The 19,348-nt window shown below is 51.2% G+C and carries 9 protein-coding genes; all 9 read left to right on the top strand.

What is annotated here, in order from left to right; translation table 11 throughout:
* Nucleotides 1-3: 3 nt before the first annotated feature.
* Genes BW941_RS11185 through BW941_RS11145 form a run of 9 tightly spaced genes read left to right on the top strand, consistent with a single transcriptional unit; the run spans nucleotide 4 to nucleotide 19,313 of the window.
* Nucleotides 4-2,265 carry a putative baseplate assembly protein gene (locus tag BW941_RS11185; protein ID WP_076516108.1) on the top strand — a complete coding sequence of 754 codons (2,262 nt, stop codon included), beginning with the start codon at nucleotides 4-6 and terminating at the stop codon, nucleotides 2,263-2,265.
* On the top strand, nucleotides 2,265-4,613 hold the full coding sequence (locus BW941_RS11180) for a phage tail protein (protein ID WP_076516106.1): 2,349 nt from the start codon (nucleotides 2,265-2,267) through the stop codon (nucleotides 4,611-4,613). Before BW941_RS11185 ends, BW941_RS11180 begins: the two co-directional genes overlap by 1 nt.
* 37 nt (nucleotides 4,614-4,650) lie before the next feature.
* Nucleotides 4,651-5,562, top strand: coding sequence for a hypothetical protein (locus BW941_RS11175; protein ID WP_076516104.1), 912 nt, complete (start codon nucleotides 4,651-4,653; stop codon nucleotides 5,560-5,562).
* Nucleotides 5,563-5,589: 27 nt separating this feature from the next.
* Complete coding sequence (locus BW941_RS11170; RefSeq protein ID WP_076516102.1) at nucleotides 5,590-7,356, top strand: hypothetical protein; 1,767 nt, start codon at nucleotides 5,590-5,592, stop codon at nucleotides 7,354-7,356.
* 10 nt (nucleotides 7,357-7,366) lie between these two features.
* A complete protein-coding gene (locus BW941_RS11165) occupies nucleotides 7,367-11,017 on the top strand; it encodes a hypothetical protein (protein ID WP_076516100.1) in 3,651 nt (1,216 codons plus the stop codon).
* Between the two features lie 2 nt (nucleotides 11,018-11,019).
* Entirely contained in the window at nucleotides 11,020-12,759 is a 1,740-nt protein-coding gene (locus tag BW941_RS11160; protein WP_076516098.1) for a hypothetical protein, read from the top strand.
* Nucleotides 12,752-14,674, top strand: a complete 1,923-nt coding sequence (locus BW941_RS11155; protein ID WP_076516096.1) for an ATP-binding protein — start codon at nucleotides 12,752-12,754, stop codon at nucleotides 14,672-14,674. The genes BW941_RS11160 and BW941_RS11155 overlap by 8 nt, the downstream gene beginning before the upstream one ends.
* On the top strand, nucleotides 14,674-18,351 hold the full coding sequence (locus BW941_RS11150; protein ID WP_076516094.1) for an eCIS core domain-containing protein: 3,678 nt from the start codon (nucleotides 14,674-14,676) through the stop codon (nucleotides 18,349-18,351). Before BW941_RS11155 ends, BW941_RS11150 begins: the two co-directional genes overlap by 1 nt.
* The gene (locus BW941_RS11145; protein ID WP_076516092.1) at nucleotides 18,351-19,313 is read left to right on the top strand and encodes a tetratricopeptide repeat protein; all 963 of its coding nucleotides are present in this window, start codon (nucleotides 18,351-18,353) and stop codon (nucleotides 19,311-19,313) included. The genes BW941_RS11150 and BW941_RS11145 overlap by 1 nt, the downstream gene beginning before the upstream one ends.
* The last annotated feature ends 35 nt before the right edge of the window (nucleotides 19,314-19,348 follow it).

Raw genomic sequence — 19,348 nt, 5'->3', positions numbered from 1 at the left:
GCTATGCCATTACCTGTTCCAAATCTGGACGATCGCCGCTTTGATGATCTGGTTGCTGAAGCCAGAACACGCCTTGCCGGTCACTTGCCGGAGCTTACCCAAATTGCACCGGGAGATCCGGTACATGCATTTGTTGACCTGTTTGCCTGGCTTACCGAGACCATTATTTATCGCGCCAACCTTATTCCTGAACGCCAGCGCAAAGTCTTTTTAAACCTCCTCCAGATTCCTGTTCGCCCGGCGGTACCTGCGACTGGCTTTGTAGCGATTGATGCCAGCCCTAACAGTCTGACGTTACAGGATTATCTTCCGGCGGGGAGTCAGCTACGTGCGGGGAAAGTCACGTTATCGACGTCCAACGAGGTGCAGCCTACCTGCCTGAGTCTGAGTGTATTGATTAAAGAATTGCTCAGCCCCGGCGACCTCGAAGCCATGGGAATGACACTCCAGGACCTGCACGAGCAGTACGGATTACGTGCAGGCGAGATGCCTAAACCGTTTCGCGCCCGCCAGTTTTCGCTGGGGCAGGAAACCCTGAGTATTGGTAATACACTGGATAAGAGTTTCTACCTGGCTTGTATTGCACCGAAACCCTTATCAGATCAGATGACCGCACTGCGCTCGTCTTTTTCAGGACTGCGGCTTAATGTTGGAATAGCCCCTGCAGATTCGCTTCAGGAAGAAGACTTTATCGTCGACAGTGAAAGTACCCTGTATCCGCGTCATCTGGTCTGGGAGCTGATGTCTGAAACGCCAGACGGAAAAACCCGTTTTCTCCCTCTGGAAGTTATCCGTGACTCCTCCATGGGCGGGCGTAAAACCGGTGTTGTTACACTCAGGTTACCGGCGAATCCGGATTTATTCAGTGGTTTTGCTAATGCAGACCCGATGTTTAACGGTACGAGCAGTTTGCCCCCGGCTCCTGAGGACGATGAGGCCGCAGAGCGAGTGGCCTTCTGGGTCCGCCTTCGCTCTCCTGATGAACCCGACCTGAAGCTTGCTTACCTCACAATTAATGCGGTCGATGTCGTCGCTCAGGGGCAACGTAATGATCTACTGATCGGCACAGGCACGGGACTGCCTGAGCAGGTGCTTCAACTTCCCGATACAGATATTGATACCGCATCTCTGGAACTTCAGGTCGAAGAAAATGGTGCCTGGTCGACCTGGCGCGGTATGGATTTTACGTCAGGTCAAGGTGAGGATGCCCGGGTGTATCGCCTCGATGCAGCATCGGGTCTTGTCTATTTTGGCGATGGTCTGGATTCTGGTTTCCGCCCCCCGAAAGGCGCTCGCGTACGCGTTGCATCCTATCGTTCGGGAGGAGGAAACGCAGGTAATCTCCCCGCAGGGAAAATTAAAGAGATCGTTGATGGCAGCTCCCGTTTACGGGTGCGTCACGAGTGGCCATTGAGCGGCGGTCGCGATGCCGAGTCACTCGCTCAGGCCGAGAGCCGTATCCCCCAGTTCCTCACTCACCGCAACCGCGCTGTTACCGCGACCGACTTTCAGGCGCTCTGCCTGAACAACCCAGTCAGCCCGGTTGCCCGTGCCGAAGTAAAAGAAGGCTTTTTACCCGGCGCAACGCTCGCCGCAGCGCAACGCGACGTTCCCGGAGCCATCAGTATATTTGTACTGCCGCCGACAGAGGTCAGCATTAATAACTGGCCTCGCCCTACCAGAGGACTGTTGAAAGACGTTTTTAATTATCTGATTAACCGCTGCATGGTGGGCACCGAGCTGTACGTACTCAGCCCGCAATTTGTACCTATGGCGGTCAGTATTCTGGTCACAGTCCGGGACCCATCCACCGAACGCGAAACATTAAATGCAGTAGCCGAAACCGTCACTCAATATCTGTCGCCTCTCGCTCCGGGTGGAAGTAAAGGTACCGGCTGGCCTGTCGGCGCGACAGTCCGCGCGAATGAATTAATGACTCAGGCAGCACGTATTCCCGGCGTTTTGTCGGTTAATGCAATTTCATTATTTGCGCAGGGCACTAATGACGAAGGAAAACCAGCTTGGCGCAGACTAACGGCAAATGAGAGCCTGATGCTCGATGATTTCCAACTTCCTGAACTTGCTGGTATTTACGTGGGCGCCAGTGGTTCTGCTGGTGACGGATCACCGGGCTCGCCGAATGGACACGGCAGTAATGCCAACCATCTGTTACCGCCATTCCCTCAAGGAATTCGCGACGGTCTTACTGGCGATGATCAGGGCGACTACGAAATTGCGATACCTGTTGTTCCGGATGTGTGCTGATGGACGCGAACAATACTCCCTACTTTTTACTCCGTACCGAAGATGAACTGCGGCAAGGCTCCAGCAGAATGGAGTGGCACCCGGGTCAACAGGCGTTAATGCTACGGCAGAAACAATCGTTGCGGCTTCCGGATACTCAGGCAGATGCTCTGACGCAATGGCAGAACGCTGCACCCATGGCAGTTGATCAGCACTATCAGGTCGCGCTGCTCAACAACGACGGCGATACTGTGATCTGCAACGGAGGACGCGGTTGGGAGACACTGGATCACGACACGGGAACAAGTTTCTCATGTCCCGAGGGCTGCCAATTTACCGATATGACGCTGAATTCGAGCGGTCGCATGGCACTGCCTTACACAGATAGAAATGAACTGCATGGACTGACCGTATTTCATCTGGGCAAGCGTTGGTTAACGAGCTGCACCCTGCCCGAAGAACCCGTGCGAAGCCAGGTAGATAACGAAGAACGTATCTGGGTGGTGTCTGCGACCAGTCTGATGTTCTGCGATGGGCAACCTTTGCCCGCACCCTACGCGCCTGATTCGTCGCGCTTCGAACCCGAAGTAATTAACCCTGCGCCACTGACGTGCCACTGGCAACAGCAGCTACCGTTAGGCTGGTCGCCATTAGGCTTATGCTGCGACGAGCAATACCTTTATGTGTTAGTGCACGACGGCGCAGGGAGCCAGCAAATACTTGTACGTTCGTTGACCGATAACCCAGCCTCACCCTTGCATACCTACTCTGTCGACAGAGATTGTCCGTTTGCTATTGATATTGGTCTGGCTGGCCAGGGTCGCCTCGCTTTACTGGCTCCGAGACAGAGTGATGATTCTGGCTTCGTTCAGCGGGACTGTCCGGTCGTTCGCCTTGAGGCGTCCGGTGATGGTGGGCCAGGGTCTGCTCGACTGATTTACGAACGCTACCCCATGGTCAACCTCGCGGTTCCTCGTTTTGCCAGTAGCGCCGATGGCCAGCTTCGCTATCAAGCGCCAGAAGATGACGATTATCCGGGGTTCTCGCCAAGGCCGCGTGAATTGCATGTACTGCGCCAGCCACGATATGAAGACAGCGCCTCAGCATTGCTCCGGGAAGTTCTGGACTCAGGTACGCCTGGTACTGTCTGGCACAGGGTATATATTGATGCCTGTATCCCTGCTGGCTGCAGTGTAGAAATTGGTGCACGGGTATTCGATGATGACGACGCCCGCAGCCAGGCTGATATTCATATGCAGCCTGCTCCAGTATGGAATCCTCTGCCTTCAGAGCATCCTTTTCAGAAGGCATTATCAGGTTATGAAAAAGATCGACGCGGACTGTTCGAGGTTCTCCTGCAACGCCCGGAGGGGCGGGTCAGGAACCTCGAAGGACGCTATCTGCAACTGCAATTGCATCTGACTGGCAGTGGCCGGAGGACCCCAGAGATTCATGCCATCCGCGTTTATTCTCCGCGGTTTTCCTATCAGGAAGCGTACCTCCCCGAGCTGTTCCGTCAGGAAGAAAGCCCGACGCCAGAAAATTCAATCGGCCCTGCTAACGGTGCCGATGTCAGGGAGCGTCTGCTGGCAAGCTTCGAGAGTATTCTCACCCCCCTGGAAGGCCGGGTCGCGGCAGCAGACCAGCTCCTTCACCCGATGGCAGCGCCTACCGGAAATCTGAACTGGCTGGCACAGAGTGTAGGAGAGGCAATTCCGTCTCACTGGCCAGAGCGACGCCGGCGCCGCTGGTTGGAAAACGCAACCCTGATACAACAGCGCAAAGGCACCCTGCCCGCGTTGAACCTTGCACTGGATATCGTCACAGATGGCGGCGTTCAGAATGGTAGCGTGGTCGTGACTGAGAACTTTCGCCTGCGCAGAACCATGGCCACCCTTCTCGGGGTACACATGGATGATTCAGACCACCCGCTTACGCTTGGTACCGGAATCAGTGGCAACAGCATTGTGGGTGACAGCCTGATTCTTTCTGAAATGGGCGCCAAAGAATTCCTTGCGCTGTTCGCACCAGAAATAGCAACAGAAGATGAGCGTCAGGCCGTGACTGAGTTCTTCGAGAAATACGCGCACAGAGTGAGCATCCTGTTGCACGGCGATACCCGTAAGCAACGTCAGGAAATTGAATCCATGCTGGAAGCGCAGCTACCCGCGCACCTTCAATGGCGAATTATCGAAACAGAACAACCCTTTATTTTAGGGACATCACCTCTTCTCAGTATCGATACCTGGCTTGAACAACGGCCGGGTTATGAACAATTGAAGATTAATAAAACCCATATTGGTCGTACCGATCTGCTGATGAATCCATTGGCATTTTCACCCAGCGACATCAATCAACGCCTGAGTTGATAACACAAAATTAAAGGCAGAGTTAAAAGGAGGCCTTATGTCTGAGATGGATGATCTACCGACGCTAGAACAGGACGACCAACTGGCTGAACCCCTGCGTCGGGTGTCTTACGAAGCAGGCATGATGCTTGGGCTTGAAGCAACCCGTGACGAGCAGGCCTATCATCGTCGTAGACTGACACGCCACCAATACTGGCTACAGGGCTTCGGTACCCTTGCAGGTCTGAACGTCACTATGACGCCAGACACTCACCCGGACGCCAACGACGACGTCAGTGTACGTCTACATGTCAGCCCCGGTGTCGCCATCGATGGGCTTGGCCGCGAAGTCATGCTGCACGAAGCCTACTGCATAGATCTGAAACAATGGATTGAAGCTCAATCGGAAGCGCACTTGCTCGAAGGCTATGACGGCGGGCCAGAAGTATTGTGGCTAAAAGTCTGTATCCGTCACAAAGACTGCGCCATTGCCCGCCAGCCGGTATTAGCACGGAAACTCAATCTGAGTACAGACGCCGTTCAACCGGCTCGTACTGCCGACAGTGTTCAGCTGGAACTCATCCCCGAAAGACTGCCTCCCGAGGATGACCGTTATCACCCGTGGTCCAGTCACGAACCGGTCAGTGATGCCATGCCGCCATTAAGCAGTATTGAAACGCAGACACTCCAGGCTGCAACAGCCACCAGCCCCGAAGCCGAATCACAGTTGAAGATGCACGCCCGACTGCTTCATGCGCTCGATGGAAGTGGACTCAGCACAACGAACCTCGCTGATGAATTAGATGCAGGCGCAAGACTATTGCTTGCCCGAATCCGGATTGAAACCAGCCAACCCGGAGACCCGATTATCAACCCGATGCGAATCCAGATTAATAATCTTGTGCGTCCGTTTTTAACAACGCCCAGCCAACTCGCCTGGCTGAATCGCCAATCGCAGAATAACAACTAACGGACTCACAGAGCGCAAGGAGACACCATGACTGAGATACTCTTCCAACCACTGGGTAATCCGTTGGCCGCCAGCCGCCCGATGGAAAAAATAGCTGACATAGATTCGCGTCTGACACGAACGCATTACTTCGATGGACGCCTGCTGACGGCTGAAGATCTTGAGCGCGATCAGATATACCTGGATGAACGTCTCCGCGAGGCCGGTAAGGTGCTTGGTGAAGGTGTTGCCTCGGGCCTCGAACTCAGCTTCGACCGCTACTCCGGTCTGCTTACTCTGGAAGCCGGTTATGGTGTGACCCGACACGGGCGGATTCTTCAGCTTGATGAACAACTAACCGTCAACGTCACAGACTCCGCTCTGATATCTCAGCTGAATAAAGGCAAGTACCGCCGCTTTAACCGCGGGCTGTACGCCGTGGTTCTCAATTACGTCGAAGTCGCGACGGATCTTGCGGAAGTTTTCCCAACCGATCTGGCGAGTAAACGCGGCGCCGAATATGCCTCAGTGACGGAAGCGGTTCAGCTTGGACTTGTTCCGCTTCCGGTACCACTTGCACAACAGAGTGAACTTCATACCCGGGCCAGTCTCATCCGCGCGCTGCAGGATAATAAGCTAGTGGACGATATGATTCCTGGTGATAGTTTGCCGTTAGGTATTTTAGCGGTGCGCGACGACACACCACTGTGGCTCGACTCTGAATTATTGCGCCACCCGAATCGTCGCGATGACAGTGCACTTTCGATGAAACAAGACCTGCACCGGCAACACGAAAATCTGTTCTATGACGTGCTGGAGCATCGCGAGTCTGGCGGCTTGCCCTTGGAGTTCTCTGCAAGTGACTACTTCAGCCTGATGCCCGCAGCCGGCTCGATGCCAAAAGCCTGCATTGATCCTGAACGCGCTGTGCAGAGTTACTTTCCAGATAATTATCAGATTCATATTGCCCCGGTCAGAATGGCCGAGGTCGATCTGCTTCTGCAGGAATCATTGCCTCTTCCGGCAGTCGACCTGACCTCCAGTGAAACGGTCGATATTATTATTCTGGTGCCACTCAGCAATCAGAACTACGGACGCTATGCGTCTCAGCTTGAGCGTGATCCCAATATCAGTGAGCGCAAACTAAGAGCCTTTGATCCATTGCGTCTTACTATTTACCCACGACCAGCACCACACCAGCTGGATACCGATAAAGCCGTATGGCGCGCTATTTTTAATGCGACTGAAGAAGACACCCTGCTTTATGTTCGACGTCCGTTACGTGCTGCCGAAACCCAGGTAAGCGGTATTGTTTTAGCGAACGGGTTTGATTTCCCGCCGGTCAAGAAACCGACGAGCAGCAATACCACGGTCAGCACGTCAGACAATAACATTCTCACCATTGCCAACTCACCAACCGATCGGGGTGGCGTTATTGTCGATGAAGACGACGTTATAAAACGCTTCCTGAGTCTGCGTGCCATTGGTGAATTCCGCATGCCAAGAACTGAGGTCGAGAAAAAGGCCTTCACCTGGGTAGAAGAAAAACCGGGGCAAGAAGCAGAGGCATTGCAGCAACTACTGTTTCTGTTGTTAAGAATCAGCCCTTGGTATGACCCGGTACTGTGGCGCACGATCAAAGCACTCTTCCAGAAAAACCTGATTGAAAAAGCGCAGGAAATTCTGTCCGAAAATGAAACGGGCCATCCGGTGATGACGGCAAAATTACTCGTTAAGCTCATGGCCAGCCAAGGCGTAAGCAAAACTCTACTGAAGCAGTGGGAAGAGTTAGCCATGAAACTGGAAAAAGCGTAAGGAGACGATCATGACGACTATCCTGCTGCACCGTCCCGTTGCAAGCCACCCAGACCTTGAACGACTGCATCTGTTTGCGGGACGACATCTGGGAGAAGACGAGTTCGACCAACGACAGAACTACGCTGAAGCTCGTCTTGCGCCCTTATTAAAACAGCAGTTGCCGGGTGTAGTTTCAGGCTTGCACGTGCGATCCCGAGGCGAGCGCGGCCCAGTGGATGATATCCAGCTGGCAGTCAGCCCAGGCAGTGCTATTACTCCCAAGGGTGCAGCCCTCACACTGGAATCCCCTCTCTACTGTACCTGGCAGGATTTAGTCGAAGAGTATCGCAACCGCAAACAAGTGAGTGATGCCAGCGGTGTTTTCTATCTGACCTTACACCAGAGTCAATTACATATTGACCCACCCAACGTCGACCCATGCCAGCGCACAGCTTTCGACCCGACACGGGATACACGCCTGGTCACGCTCGCGTCGCTAAGGCTGCGCCGCTTAGATATCGATAGTCAAAAGATAAAAACAGAACACCCTCATCGGCTACAGAATACGATCTGTGCTGATCGCGTCGACCTTGATTTTGCACGTCAGTTTCCGAATTCTGTTCCGCTCGCACTCGTTGCTATTAATGATCAGAATAAAACCACCCTACTTTGGGTGTCAGAAGAGGCCGGGCGTTACGAATCAAATAGTGCTTCGGGTTACCTGACGCTATTAAATCAGACACAGGCAGCATTGCGCCAGCTGGTCACTCTGCGCAATGAAGGCTCGAACCATCAATTAACTCTGAAGAAGTTTCTCGATAAGCACCTGCAGCTGGACTATTTACCAGCGTCGGGCCAGTTACCGCTTTCCTGGCTGGAGGACATAGCCAGCAAAAAACCGAAAATGCATGGTCTTCCTGCTTACCTGGGCGTCGACGTCATACCCGTCGCGGCAGATGGTATTGATGAATTAGTCTTCAGGCACCTTCCGCGTCGTGTGATTGACCTGACGCAACCAGCGGGAGATCGTATTCGCCTCTTATTAGCCATGAAGCGCTCAGTCTATAAGCCGGATCTACTGGATATTCCAGGCCTAGACAAACAGCTCGAGACAGACCTTTACCGCTACTGCCAGAAAGCCTACATGCGCTGGTACGACTGGAAAGAAGTATTCTACAGCCTGTACTACATCGCTCCGAAATCAGATTCGAAGTACGACAACGAATTGAGCGCAGAAGACGTTAAAAGTCTTAATCTTCCTGAGCCCGCGAAATCACCTCTGCTCCCTGATGCATTGTTCAACCGCCTGATCGCTGCGGCTATGAATCGCTTTGCGTTGGAAGATTCCGAAAACGCCCCTTACCCATACGACAGAACCGAGTTCGAAATTCCTGAATTTTTCGATAAGTGGGCGCCAGAGATTGATGAAGAACGTATGCCTCCGATACCTGAGCGCCCGGATAAGCACGGTCTTATTGGTCAGTACGCCATCACGGAAAAAGATCTCGATACCACCGAAGAGAAAATACGTGATGAGCGTAAAAAGCTGGAAGCGACACGGGATATTCTTCTTTTAAAACGTCAGCAATTGGACTCTCAAACCGTCGCGCTGGCGGCGCTGGCCGGTGGCGTAGCAGGCGACGGTAAAGGCATGCAGGTGGCTCGCTGGTTACCTTACGCCAGTCTGAATACGGATAAGCTGCCGACCGAAACAAGTAGTATTGCGACGTCAGTGGCGACCAGTTCGACGTCGTCCGTTAAGGTAGCGACAGAGTCAAAGAAGACAGCTGATACTCAGTATCGGGTTGCTGAGAGAGAAATGTTATCACTCGAAGAGCAGAAAAAACTCGAACTACTCGGTACCCGCAATTATCAATATACGGAAGCAATTAAAGGTACTACGTATACAAAAATAGAGCCCGATAAATATTCTGCGTTCGAACTGACGCTGAATAAAGACCGGATAGACCGGTTGCAGATTCCTACGGCATCAGTCAGCAAGCCTGCGTTTAACGCCAAAGAATTCAGCTTTGGTGTCATGGATCACATCAGCCCGGACATTAACGAGTACAAGAAAATCTACTCGGGAATGCATGACCTCCTAATGACTGTTCTGGATATTTTCGAAGAACCTGATGCAACCGATCTACATACCAAGTTAACCGACCTGAGTACGGAGCTGATATCACCGTCGGATCTGGAGACTGAGATTACTTCTGAAACCGATAGAGAATATGCAGCCTTACCGACAGAGGGTAAGCCAACTAAAGCGCATTTCGGTAATCTGATCGCCAACCAGCGAAGATACGAAGCAATCTTTACCGCAGGCAAGATTCTCACTCGTTGGATCAGCGTGGTTGAAAATCAATATAACGGCAGCGAACAGGCGCTTCAGGCCCTGTTAAGAACTCAGAAAGAACTGATTGCGACGCAAGAAAAACGTAAGGCTGAAATTGTACGTACCCGCCAGACTCTTCGCCACCTCGACAGTATTGCCGATGAGGCACTCGGTGATTACACCGTCGCTCAACAGCTGGTTGATGAAGATTGGCAACGCGTATACAAAGAGTATAAGGAGCGCACTCGCGTGCTCACCACACAGGTCGAAGGGCTTTACTACGTTCGGGTACGGCAGGTTGAAATCAGCAGACCATTAGCAGACCCATTGCCGTTACGCCGTGATAATGCTGAAGATCTTGTTCCCGGCTGTTCGGCTGACGACGATGCCGACCTTGCTGAGGCCCTTCTTCCCTTCTGGCAGGCAACACTGGAAATTCCTGCAGGACACTGGCGCGCAATATCGCCTTTCGCTGCACGTCTTAATACCCAACCGAATATCGACTATCTCGCACAGCTAAGACAAGTAAGGATGACTAAGGCGTACCCTGAGTTGCCGGTTCTGAAAGCAAAAGTCGCAACCGCTTATGCGAATGCTGCCATGAGGTCTATTGAAGACAGCCCCGCTTTCGTCGAGCTGGCAGCGAATAGCAAGAAAAGAGTTCAACGTTGGGCGTCACTTCCACTTCCGATGACTGATTTTGTTCCAGCCCATAAAGTAGCTGAAGTACTTTCGCTGGAAGATCTCAATAACCACAGTCATCGGATACTCAGAAGAGCGAGCCGCACGCTCCAGGAAAAGCTGGAGCAGTGCCAGCTTTGCCTTCAGAAAGTACTTGGGTCACTGCCGGGGTCAATCCGGCTACGCTGGGGACAACTCGCAGAGGACAACCGCTTACCCGTTGAAGCGATCAGTCGCTGGCCCGGGCTTAAAAAAGCAGAGGAACTTGACTTCAACACCACTCGCACATTAGCAGAGCTGATTGAGTGGTGGTTTAAACAGCTTGGCGAAAATGCAGACAGTGACAGTCGCCAGGCCATGCGGGACATGGTCCGTGCGGCAGTCATCTATGCCTCACTCGGTAACCCACAGGAAATAGTGAAAGGCAGTATCTTCAGCCCACCACGGCGTATCGCTTACGGCGAGCGCTTCAGCGTCAGCCTTAACCAGATTGTGCGCATAGGTAAGACGCTGCAATTACTTAATAGAGAACAGGAAGTTGCAGCTGAACTGACCATTGAAGAGCACGATGAATCCAGTACCCGAGTAAAAATTACCAAGGTTCTGCGGGAAGACATCGACTTTGAAGACAACATCACCGTCATTGGCCGGGTTCGCTGAGCATGATGTTTGATTATCAGGGAGCAGAGACGACTCGCATACGGGCTTTGACTATTAAAGCCCCGGAAGCTTTGCATTCGAAGATCGAAAGGGACGTAACCACAGCTGACTGGCCGTCTACGGATGATGAGAGGATCATATTCATCAGGAAGATTACCGCTACGGGACCAGCCAACGAGATCGCTCATTCTCTTCGTGAAGAAACACTGCGCCAGATCCGTGAGCAACCTGGCGATAATGTGCGTATTTTTCCCAATACTCATCAAATGCTTGCTCAGTTACTGATGGATGCCGCAAAAGGCGAGCTGGGTCATCACTGGTATTGGCGAAAATGGAATGAAACCGTGCTTCGCTCTGCGCATAGTCCTGTAATGAGCATATTGTCAGAGCATATTCCGACCATAAGCTCTGCACTGACATTTCTGGCAAAACAAAACAAAGCTGCGGTAATCATGGAAGCTTTGTCAGAAAGAGAAGCTGGCGACCTACTCATACAGTTGAGCTCTCACTCGGGATACTCTCTGAATACGGATTATTTAAATAGCCTTACAGCTATGGGGCGTGGCAGTCATGTTATCAGGAACACGCCAGAAGAAGACAATCCTCGGCCGCACGAAGAGTCAATTGATCCAGCTTCCGCATCAGAGAATCGAATATCTGATATAGACTCGTATGATTTTACCTTCGATAAGGAGTCATTAAATCAAATCCCCGAACATCACTTTCGTATCTGGCAAACGGCATTGGCCAATACCGTATCACGAGCACACCTGGCGCTTGTCGCTTTTTTGATTGCTCAGGAGCACCTACCTCTTCCACTACATAATCGAACAGAAGAGGTGTTATCTGTGGTCGCAGAAAAATTCAATAGATCTGTTTTTGATACGGGTATATCGGTTGAACGACCTGAAAATCAGGAGTATACGAACAAGAGCTATCAACCGCAGTCAGGCTTTTCGGGAGAGCACGAAAATAAATACCGACAGCCAGTAGTAGATTCAGAAAAATCGACCATGACTACAGACCATGGCTCGGATAAATCCGCCGACAAAGACACGACGATCGCCGACGAGTCCATATCACTACATATCTCTTCTGAGAGTGAATCATCAGGTAGAGAGTCATTAATAAGACAGGCAGTTCGTTCAGTAAAAGATGACACGGAAGTCACACCTGTTTCAGACCTTCTTAATAGCTTCAATAAAGATCAGGATGCCGATAGGAGCTTTGGCAGCCAATTCGGGGGAATACTCTACCTGCTTAACTTCTTAAATCGCCAACCAGTACAGGCAATCATCCGTAAACATTGGCGAAGTGTTCCTGGCGTTTGGACCTGGCTATCAGGCGCAGTAGAGACTTTCGACAACAACTCAGTACTAAAGAATGACCCTTTATATGACTACATAATTCACCGCACACATCCAGCGCGCACAAAGGCCGGTACACACCCTATCAACACAACTTGTTTAAGCCCAGAACTGATCTGTGAACTACGGCAAGTTTCAGAGACTCTGTATCCACGCCATTTATGGAATACCGAATTGCTGTCTCTTTCGTCTGACATTGGTATTTCTCAGGACCGCATTGTCGTACGTGCTGATATATCTGAGGCCAATATTAACGCCCGGCTACACGGCCTGGACATTAATCCTGGCTGGCTTCCATGGTTGGGATATACCGTCCAGTTCCAATTCGAGCATGGCTTTCGGCCTACGCCTGTTAAGAGAGGGCAGCATGAATGATCTCGCTGTAATAAAGCCCCAGGCAGACTGTTTCAATCCACTTCAGCAATGGGCAGAAGCTGGTCTGGTGTTCTATACAGAATCGCTATCCCTGGAAGCTACGGCTCCACTTCCTTCAGGCGTTCAATTTCAGACACTGACTCGTGACCTTGAACAGCAGTGGAAGAACCTTAACGGGCGAACTTCGCGTCTGATCCAAACCCTTAATTTATCTCCCGCCGAAGCCTTCGTTCTGTTTATTACCGGCATGATGGAGACGCAGCCCAGAATTGCCTTTGCCATCAATGAATTGCAACAGCCTTCCGAACAGGCCCGGCTGAGTGTACACCTGGTGCTTGATATGGTTCAGTTTCTGTTTCCGGATACGACAGACTGGGATGTTCTCGACCTCATCAACACACCTCTGTTTAATGAGTCCGTGGTCACCGTATCAGATAATGGCCCACTCAGCCTCCAGGGATTGGCAATCTCTGTTCCACTCTGGTCGATCCTCAAGAGCAAGCACAATCGCTGGCAAGGCGTCCAGGAACTCGACTCTCATGAGCGGGAATTACTCCCAGCTGCAACGCGAAAAATATTGCCTGACTTGTGCAAGAAACTCACTTCGAGCGAGTTTCTGATTCTGCGCGGACAGGAGCACAGTGGCCGATCAATACTGGCTGCTGAACTGGGACTGCTCTCGGGTTACCGCGCCATGCGTATTCCCTACCAGAACTGGCAAGAGGAGCCGCAGCTGCGGCTCGCAGCAGCAGTCGCCGGCTGGCTTCCAGTCATCACACTGCCTGATGTACCGGGTGAAAACTACAAGCTTGTCAGTTCAGGATATCAAACGCCTGCCATCGTAATAACGGGCATGCACAGCTGTGTGATTGCAAACAGCTGCTACAACTACGCGTTACCTATGCCAGATTCGACACTGCGCCAAAAGCTTTGGAATAAACATGTTGCAGACCAGAGCTTAGCCGAAAAGCTGGCAGGCTCTGCTTTGCTCAGTGGCCCAATGATTAAAAACATCGGAGAGCAAATTACCCCACCTGAGGGCTCATCAGGGGTAAATCAGGAGCAACAAATTCGTACGTGGCGCTCTTTGAATATCGCCCCCGGGCTCACCCAGCTTGCGCAAGCCGTGACGAAGGATATTCCGAAAGAGGCAGTAATATTTCCAACACTGATCAATGAACATCTGGATGATCTTATTGCCCGCGCGCTTCAACGGGAATCTCTGTACTGGAAACTCGGAGATACTCTGACCGCCAACCAGAACCCTGGATTGCGCGCCCTCTTTGTGGGAGCCAGTGGAACGGGAAAAACCCTGGCAGCCAGTTATATTGCGAGCCAGATAGGTGCCCCACTGTTTCGTGTAGACCTTGGTTCTGTCATCAATAAATACATTGGGGAAAGTGAGAAAAACCTAGGTCGGCTGCTCGACTACGCCGCAGCTACCGATACCATACTACTATTCGATGAAGCTGAATCTGTATTTGGCAACCGTACTGATGCCCGCAGCAGCAATGAACGCTTTGCCAATAATCTCACTAACTACCTGCTTTCCCGCATAGAGACTCACCCTGGGGTTGTCATACTGACATCGAACCACAGGGACCGTATCGACCCGGCGTTCAACCGCCGCCTTGAAATCATTATCGATTTTCCACAGCCGGGCTTTAATGAGCGGCTGGCTCTGTGGGGCAGTCACATGGGGCAACGCAGCCCTGATGACGATTTCCTGAAAGCTCTGGCCAGCCATTGTGATTTGTCTGGTGGGCAGATTCGCAACACCGTGCTCAGTGCCGCCGCGAACAGCCCGGATTCTGAAGTACTCAGTAAAACGGCGATCATCAAGGCGATATCCCGCGAATACCAGAAGCTGGGTAAGTCCTTACCCGCGGCACTACAAAGTCATGGAGTGATGTGATGGAATCAAAGTCGCTCAGCAAGAAGGGAAACAAAGCTACTGAACTCGCAAATAAGAAACCTGCGAGAAAGAAAGCCACTAAGCCCGAATACCTTAAAAAGAAGATCCAGAAAAAAATGGCTGTCAGCGACCCGGCAGACAGCCAGGAAAAAGAAGCTGACAAAGTTGCAGCCGATGTGAAGCAGAACCTTCAGCGAGGCAACGACGAGCCTGCCGTTGCGGCCAGAAGCGTAAGCTCCTCTACGCCTTCTGTCAGCCGAACAGAAGAAGACGACGTACAGGCTAAATTATTCCGGGAAGAGGAAGAAGAAGCGCAGACAAAAGTACATCGTGAAGAAGAGGAAGTTCAAACCAAAATTTTCCGGGAAGAAGAGGAAGAAGCAGCTCAACCAAAACTTTTCCGGAACATAGATGAACTCGCTCAGGCAAAGCTGCACCGGCAGGAAGAAGAGGAAGTCGCAAAAACCAGGCTGCAGCGGACTGAAGAAGAACCCGTTCAAGCCAAGTTAATGAGAAAAGAGCGGGACGAACAGAAAGCTGACGATGAAAAAATGGATGAGGTGGAAGCCCGCATCGCCCAGTCACGTGGCAACGGATCTCCCCTACCCGACCAGATCCGTCAGAAAATGGAGCAGCAGTTTGGCAAAGATTTCTCGCGGGTTGTCATTCATACGGATATGCAGTCTGACGAGCTTTGCAAAGAGTTGAATGCTCGGGCGTTTGCTATTGGGAATGACATCTACTTTGCTACAGGTGAGTTTAATCCAGATAGTGAACGCGGTCAGGAGTTACTCGCTCATGAGTTGACGCATGTTGTTCAGCAGAACGGAAAGATTAGTCGTAAAGCAAAAGCAGACGGAGGAGCTGGAACCTACACAAAAGGTAGTGGTGTAATCGTCTTTGATAACATTACTGTTCCTTCACCCCACGCAGCTTTCTACCAGAGCAAGGTTCCTCTGATCAGGCATCGTGCTTTTTCACAAGATAACCGAACAACAAAACAACAGCAGACATGGAAGAATGACATTGAAAAGACCGGAAGTATCAGCAAACTTCAGTCGGTACTGAGTTCACACCCTAACGTCGCCAGCTCCTCTCCGCAACAATATATATTTAAGGTGCCCTCACCTCATCAGCAAATCAATGGAAAGAGTCCAAGATTTGCGATGGGAAGTCTTGATGAAGTTGCGAGAGAGCTATCTGTTCCTAGCTGGGACACAGATGGAAAGAGTGTTAAACCAAAGAGAGGAGACAGGCTTACCTCCTACGATGTTGATCATATTGTAGAGGAACAAGTTGGGTCGGCGTCAGAATCTGGAAAGAAATTTCAGATGAGAGAGGATCTGGATGGTCTGGATAACTTCCAACTTCTTATTGATAGTAAAAATACGGATAAGATGCATGAAGTAAAGAACGCAGTCCGGTCTCAGGTAGATACATTTAAAGAAAACAATACAGATAAATACCGAAATAAAGAATTCTCAAAATGGAGTACAAATGCTCTTCTCGGTAAGCTGAGTGTTAAGTTCAACTCAACAACAGCTGGAGGGAGCCTGTCAATAAACGATAAAGATCGCTGGACCCGCGAGCAAGTGAAAGGTGGCGATCACCTCCAATCGTTAATCGATGCCAACGAGATACAGTACCTGACTGTTGACCAAATGGACGTCAAAGAAAATCATATATGGATATTTAATAGCCCCAGTGGCGGTTATAAAAATGAGGTTCATAAGACTAATACTGCCGGGTGGAAGAATAAATTATTCAAGCCCTTCAGTATTACCAATGTAAACTTCGAAACAGGTGATGCATCGAAAATCGCAACACTGTCTGTCAATGTTCCGGACAGCAATACCAAACTGAAAAAGTTTTCTTCAGATAAAACCATAGACGTTATGAGCCTGAACGGCTCTGATCAGGTAGGCTATCTTCCGATGGAGCGCTGGAGCCAGATAATGAAGCTCCGCAGAGAAAATAAATCGGAAGGTGCAACACCCTCTGAGTCTTCAGATTCTCTGGAGGCAACAGGCTTTAGCCCACTCACACACGATAGCGTCGATCTCATACCCGATACTGGTTTAGTTATTAAAGGCCAAATACTTCCCACACTCCCTATAATTGGTGAAGCGGATATTGGCTACGAAATTTCTGGGAATGACTTCACCCTATCCAAAACCTTCAATGTCAGCGAAATAAACCTACCTAAGCCGATAGAGATGGAGAGCTGTGACCTTACAATTTCAGCAGGCTCTAGAGGGTTTGCTGCAAGCGGCCGCCTTGACTTTACTGTCGATGCCCTTGGGGCGGGCTATCTTGAAGGAGAAATTGGGTCATCTGGAGGATTGGGCTTAGAGGGTGGATTCGACTTCGATTCTGACCTTTTCGACAGAGCCTCAATAAAAATGTGGTACCGCGAAGGCAAGCTTGGCGGTGAAGGTGAAATAGGAATCGACAAGCCTGACAAAATAAAAGGTATTAAAAGTGCAAATGTTAAAGCCAGCTATGACGATGGCACCTTCTCAGCGACAGGTGAAGTAAAGCCTGCCCTTCCTGCAATTGAACAAGGTACGTTAGAGCTCAATTACTCAGAGGAAGAAGGGCTGGATATTTCTGGCGAAGTTCAGATAGCAAAAAGCCCGGGTATCCGATCAGGAAAAGTGAACCTGAGGCTACGTAAGCAGGACGAAAACTGGAAAGTCAGTGGCGAAGGTACGGCCCAGCCTGATATTCCGGGCATTGATTCAGAACTGACTGTCGGCTACGAAGACGGTGGATTTGTCGCGGAGTTCAGCGGTGGCTTCGAACGAGGTATGCTCTCCGGAGACGTTACTGTAGGTGTGAGTAACCGGGCTGTCGGTGAAGACGGCAAGCCCAGCGGTGACCCACTGCCCGGCGGCGAACTATTGGTGTACGGCTCTGGGTCAGCCACGATACAGATTGCACCATGGCTACAAGGAACCGCCGGAGTAAAATTTGACCCTAACGGTGAGGTAACCGTCTCAGGTGAAATTGGTATTCCGGATGAGCTGGAAATTTTCGCCCGAAAAGAGATCAATAAAACGATTTTTCAGGTTGCAGTTCAGGTACCTATTATTCCAGGCATTGTCGCAGAAGTTGGCGGTGGCCTTTCCGCCATTGCCGGTATTGGACCGGGTGTTATTGACGAGCTCAAGATTGGTATCGAATACAACCCGGCCCGGGAACAAGACACGAAAGTCACCGGCGATGCTCACCTCAAAGTACCTGCCGATGCAGGGCTACGCTTATCGGTCAGAGCTGGCATCGGCCTGGGTATTACAGGTGCGAGCGCGACTGGTGGCTTAGATATCGGGGGAACGTTAGGCATATCTGGCGCGGCTACCGCGGGTGTACACATTGACTGGACACCCGCTACCGGTCTGGACCTGACAGCCGATCTCGAAGTTTATGCTCAACCTAGCTTTACCTTTGATATCGGCGGTTACGTCAGTGTGAAGGTCTTCGGGTGGAGCGTCTACGATGACCGCTTTGAATTCGCCTCTTATACATTCGGCTCTGATTATCGCTTTGGTATAAAACTCCCAGTACATTACAAAGAAGGCGAGCCGTTCGATATATCCACCGATGACATCGAATTTGAGATACCAGATATTAGTACCAACGACCTGCTTAAGGGTCTGATTTCGAGGATTACCTGATGACTGTTGCTGACCATCTACAACAAGGCGTTGCAGCGCTTTCACAAGGCAACGTTACTGCAGCGGAAAACCACTTCCAGGCCGCGGTCGATATAGACCCGGACAATGCCAACGCTCACAACAATCTGGGCTTTGCGCTTGCGCAGCAACAACAGTGGCAACCCGCACTCATTCATCTTCGTTCGGCACTTTCACTCGACCCGGATTCGTCCATGGCGCACTGTAATATCGGCCAGGTTCTGATCGCGACGGGCGACACCAATACCGGGATGGCACACATTGAGACTGCTGTTCAGAAGAACCCTGAGAATGCTATTGCCTGGGATACCCTCGCCCGCTTCCGCGTTCTGGCTGCAGATTTCACAACCGCTGAATACGCCGCTCAGAGAGCTATTGGTATTGCACCCGAAGAAAGTAGCTTCTATGTTCGCCTTGGCATCACGCAAGCCGCTCAGAGGCGATTCAAAGACGCTCTCTCTCAGTACCAGAAAGCGCTGGAGTTGAACCCGTCGAATTCAGAGGCGTGGGCCCAGGCCGGCATCACCAGCTTTATGATGAACAATATTGGCGATGCAAAAGAAGCACTACAGAGGGCACTCGTACTGAATCCCTCGGATACCAATGCACGACGGCATCTGGCGCTGGCTGTACTGACCCAAGGCGATAAGGAAGCGGCCATCGAACATTTCCAGACCATTCTCGAGCAAACACCAGATGACCAGAGTGCGATACTCGAACTGGCCGTTCTATATATCTCCGAGTACCTTGATTCGGAGGCTCGTGCTTTACTCAACAGGCTGGCAGAGGCATCAAAGAAAAGCCCACGATGCCGTTATTACCATGGCCTTTTGTTACGAAGGGAAGGTTTTACGGAAGAGGCGGAAGAAGTATTGAACGCCCTGGCTCAGGAGGATAACGATTACGCGATTCGTGCGGCCAGACTGACAGAAACTGTGCACTGAGTGCGCAGTTTCATACGCTCACCACGAAAAAACAG

This window comes from Thalassolituus maritimus, from assembly GCF_900156675.1.
Lineage (GTDB): Bacteria > Pseudomonadota > Gammaproteobacteria > Pseudomonadales > Oceanobacteraceae > Thalassolituus > Thalassolituus maritimus.
The sequence above is the reverse complement of the archived record's forward strand: the minus strand, read 5'-3'. Positions and strand labels throughout refer to the sequence as shown.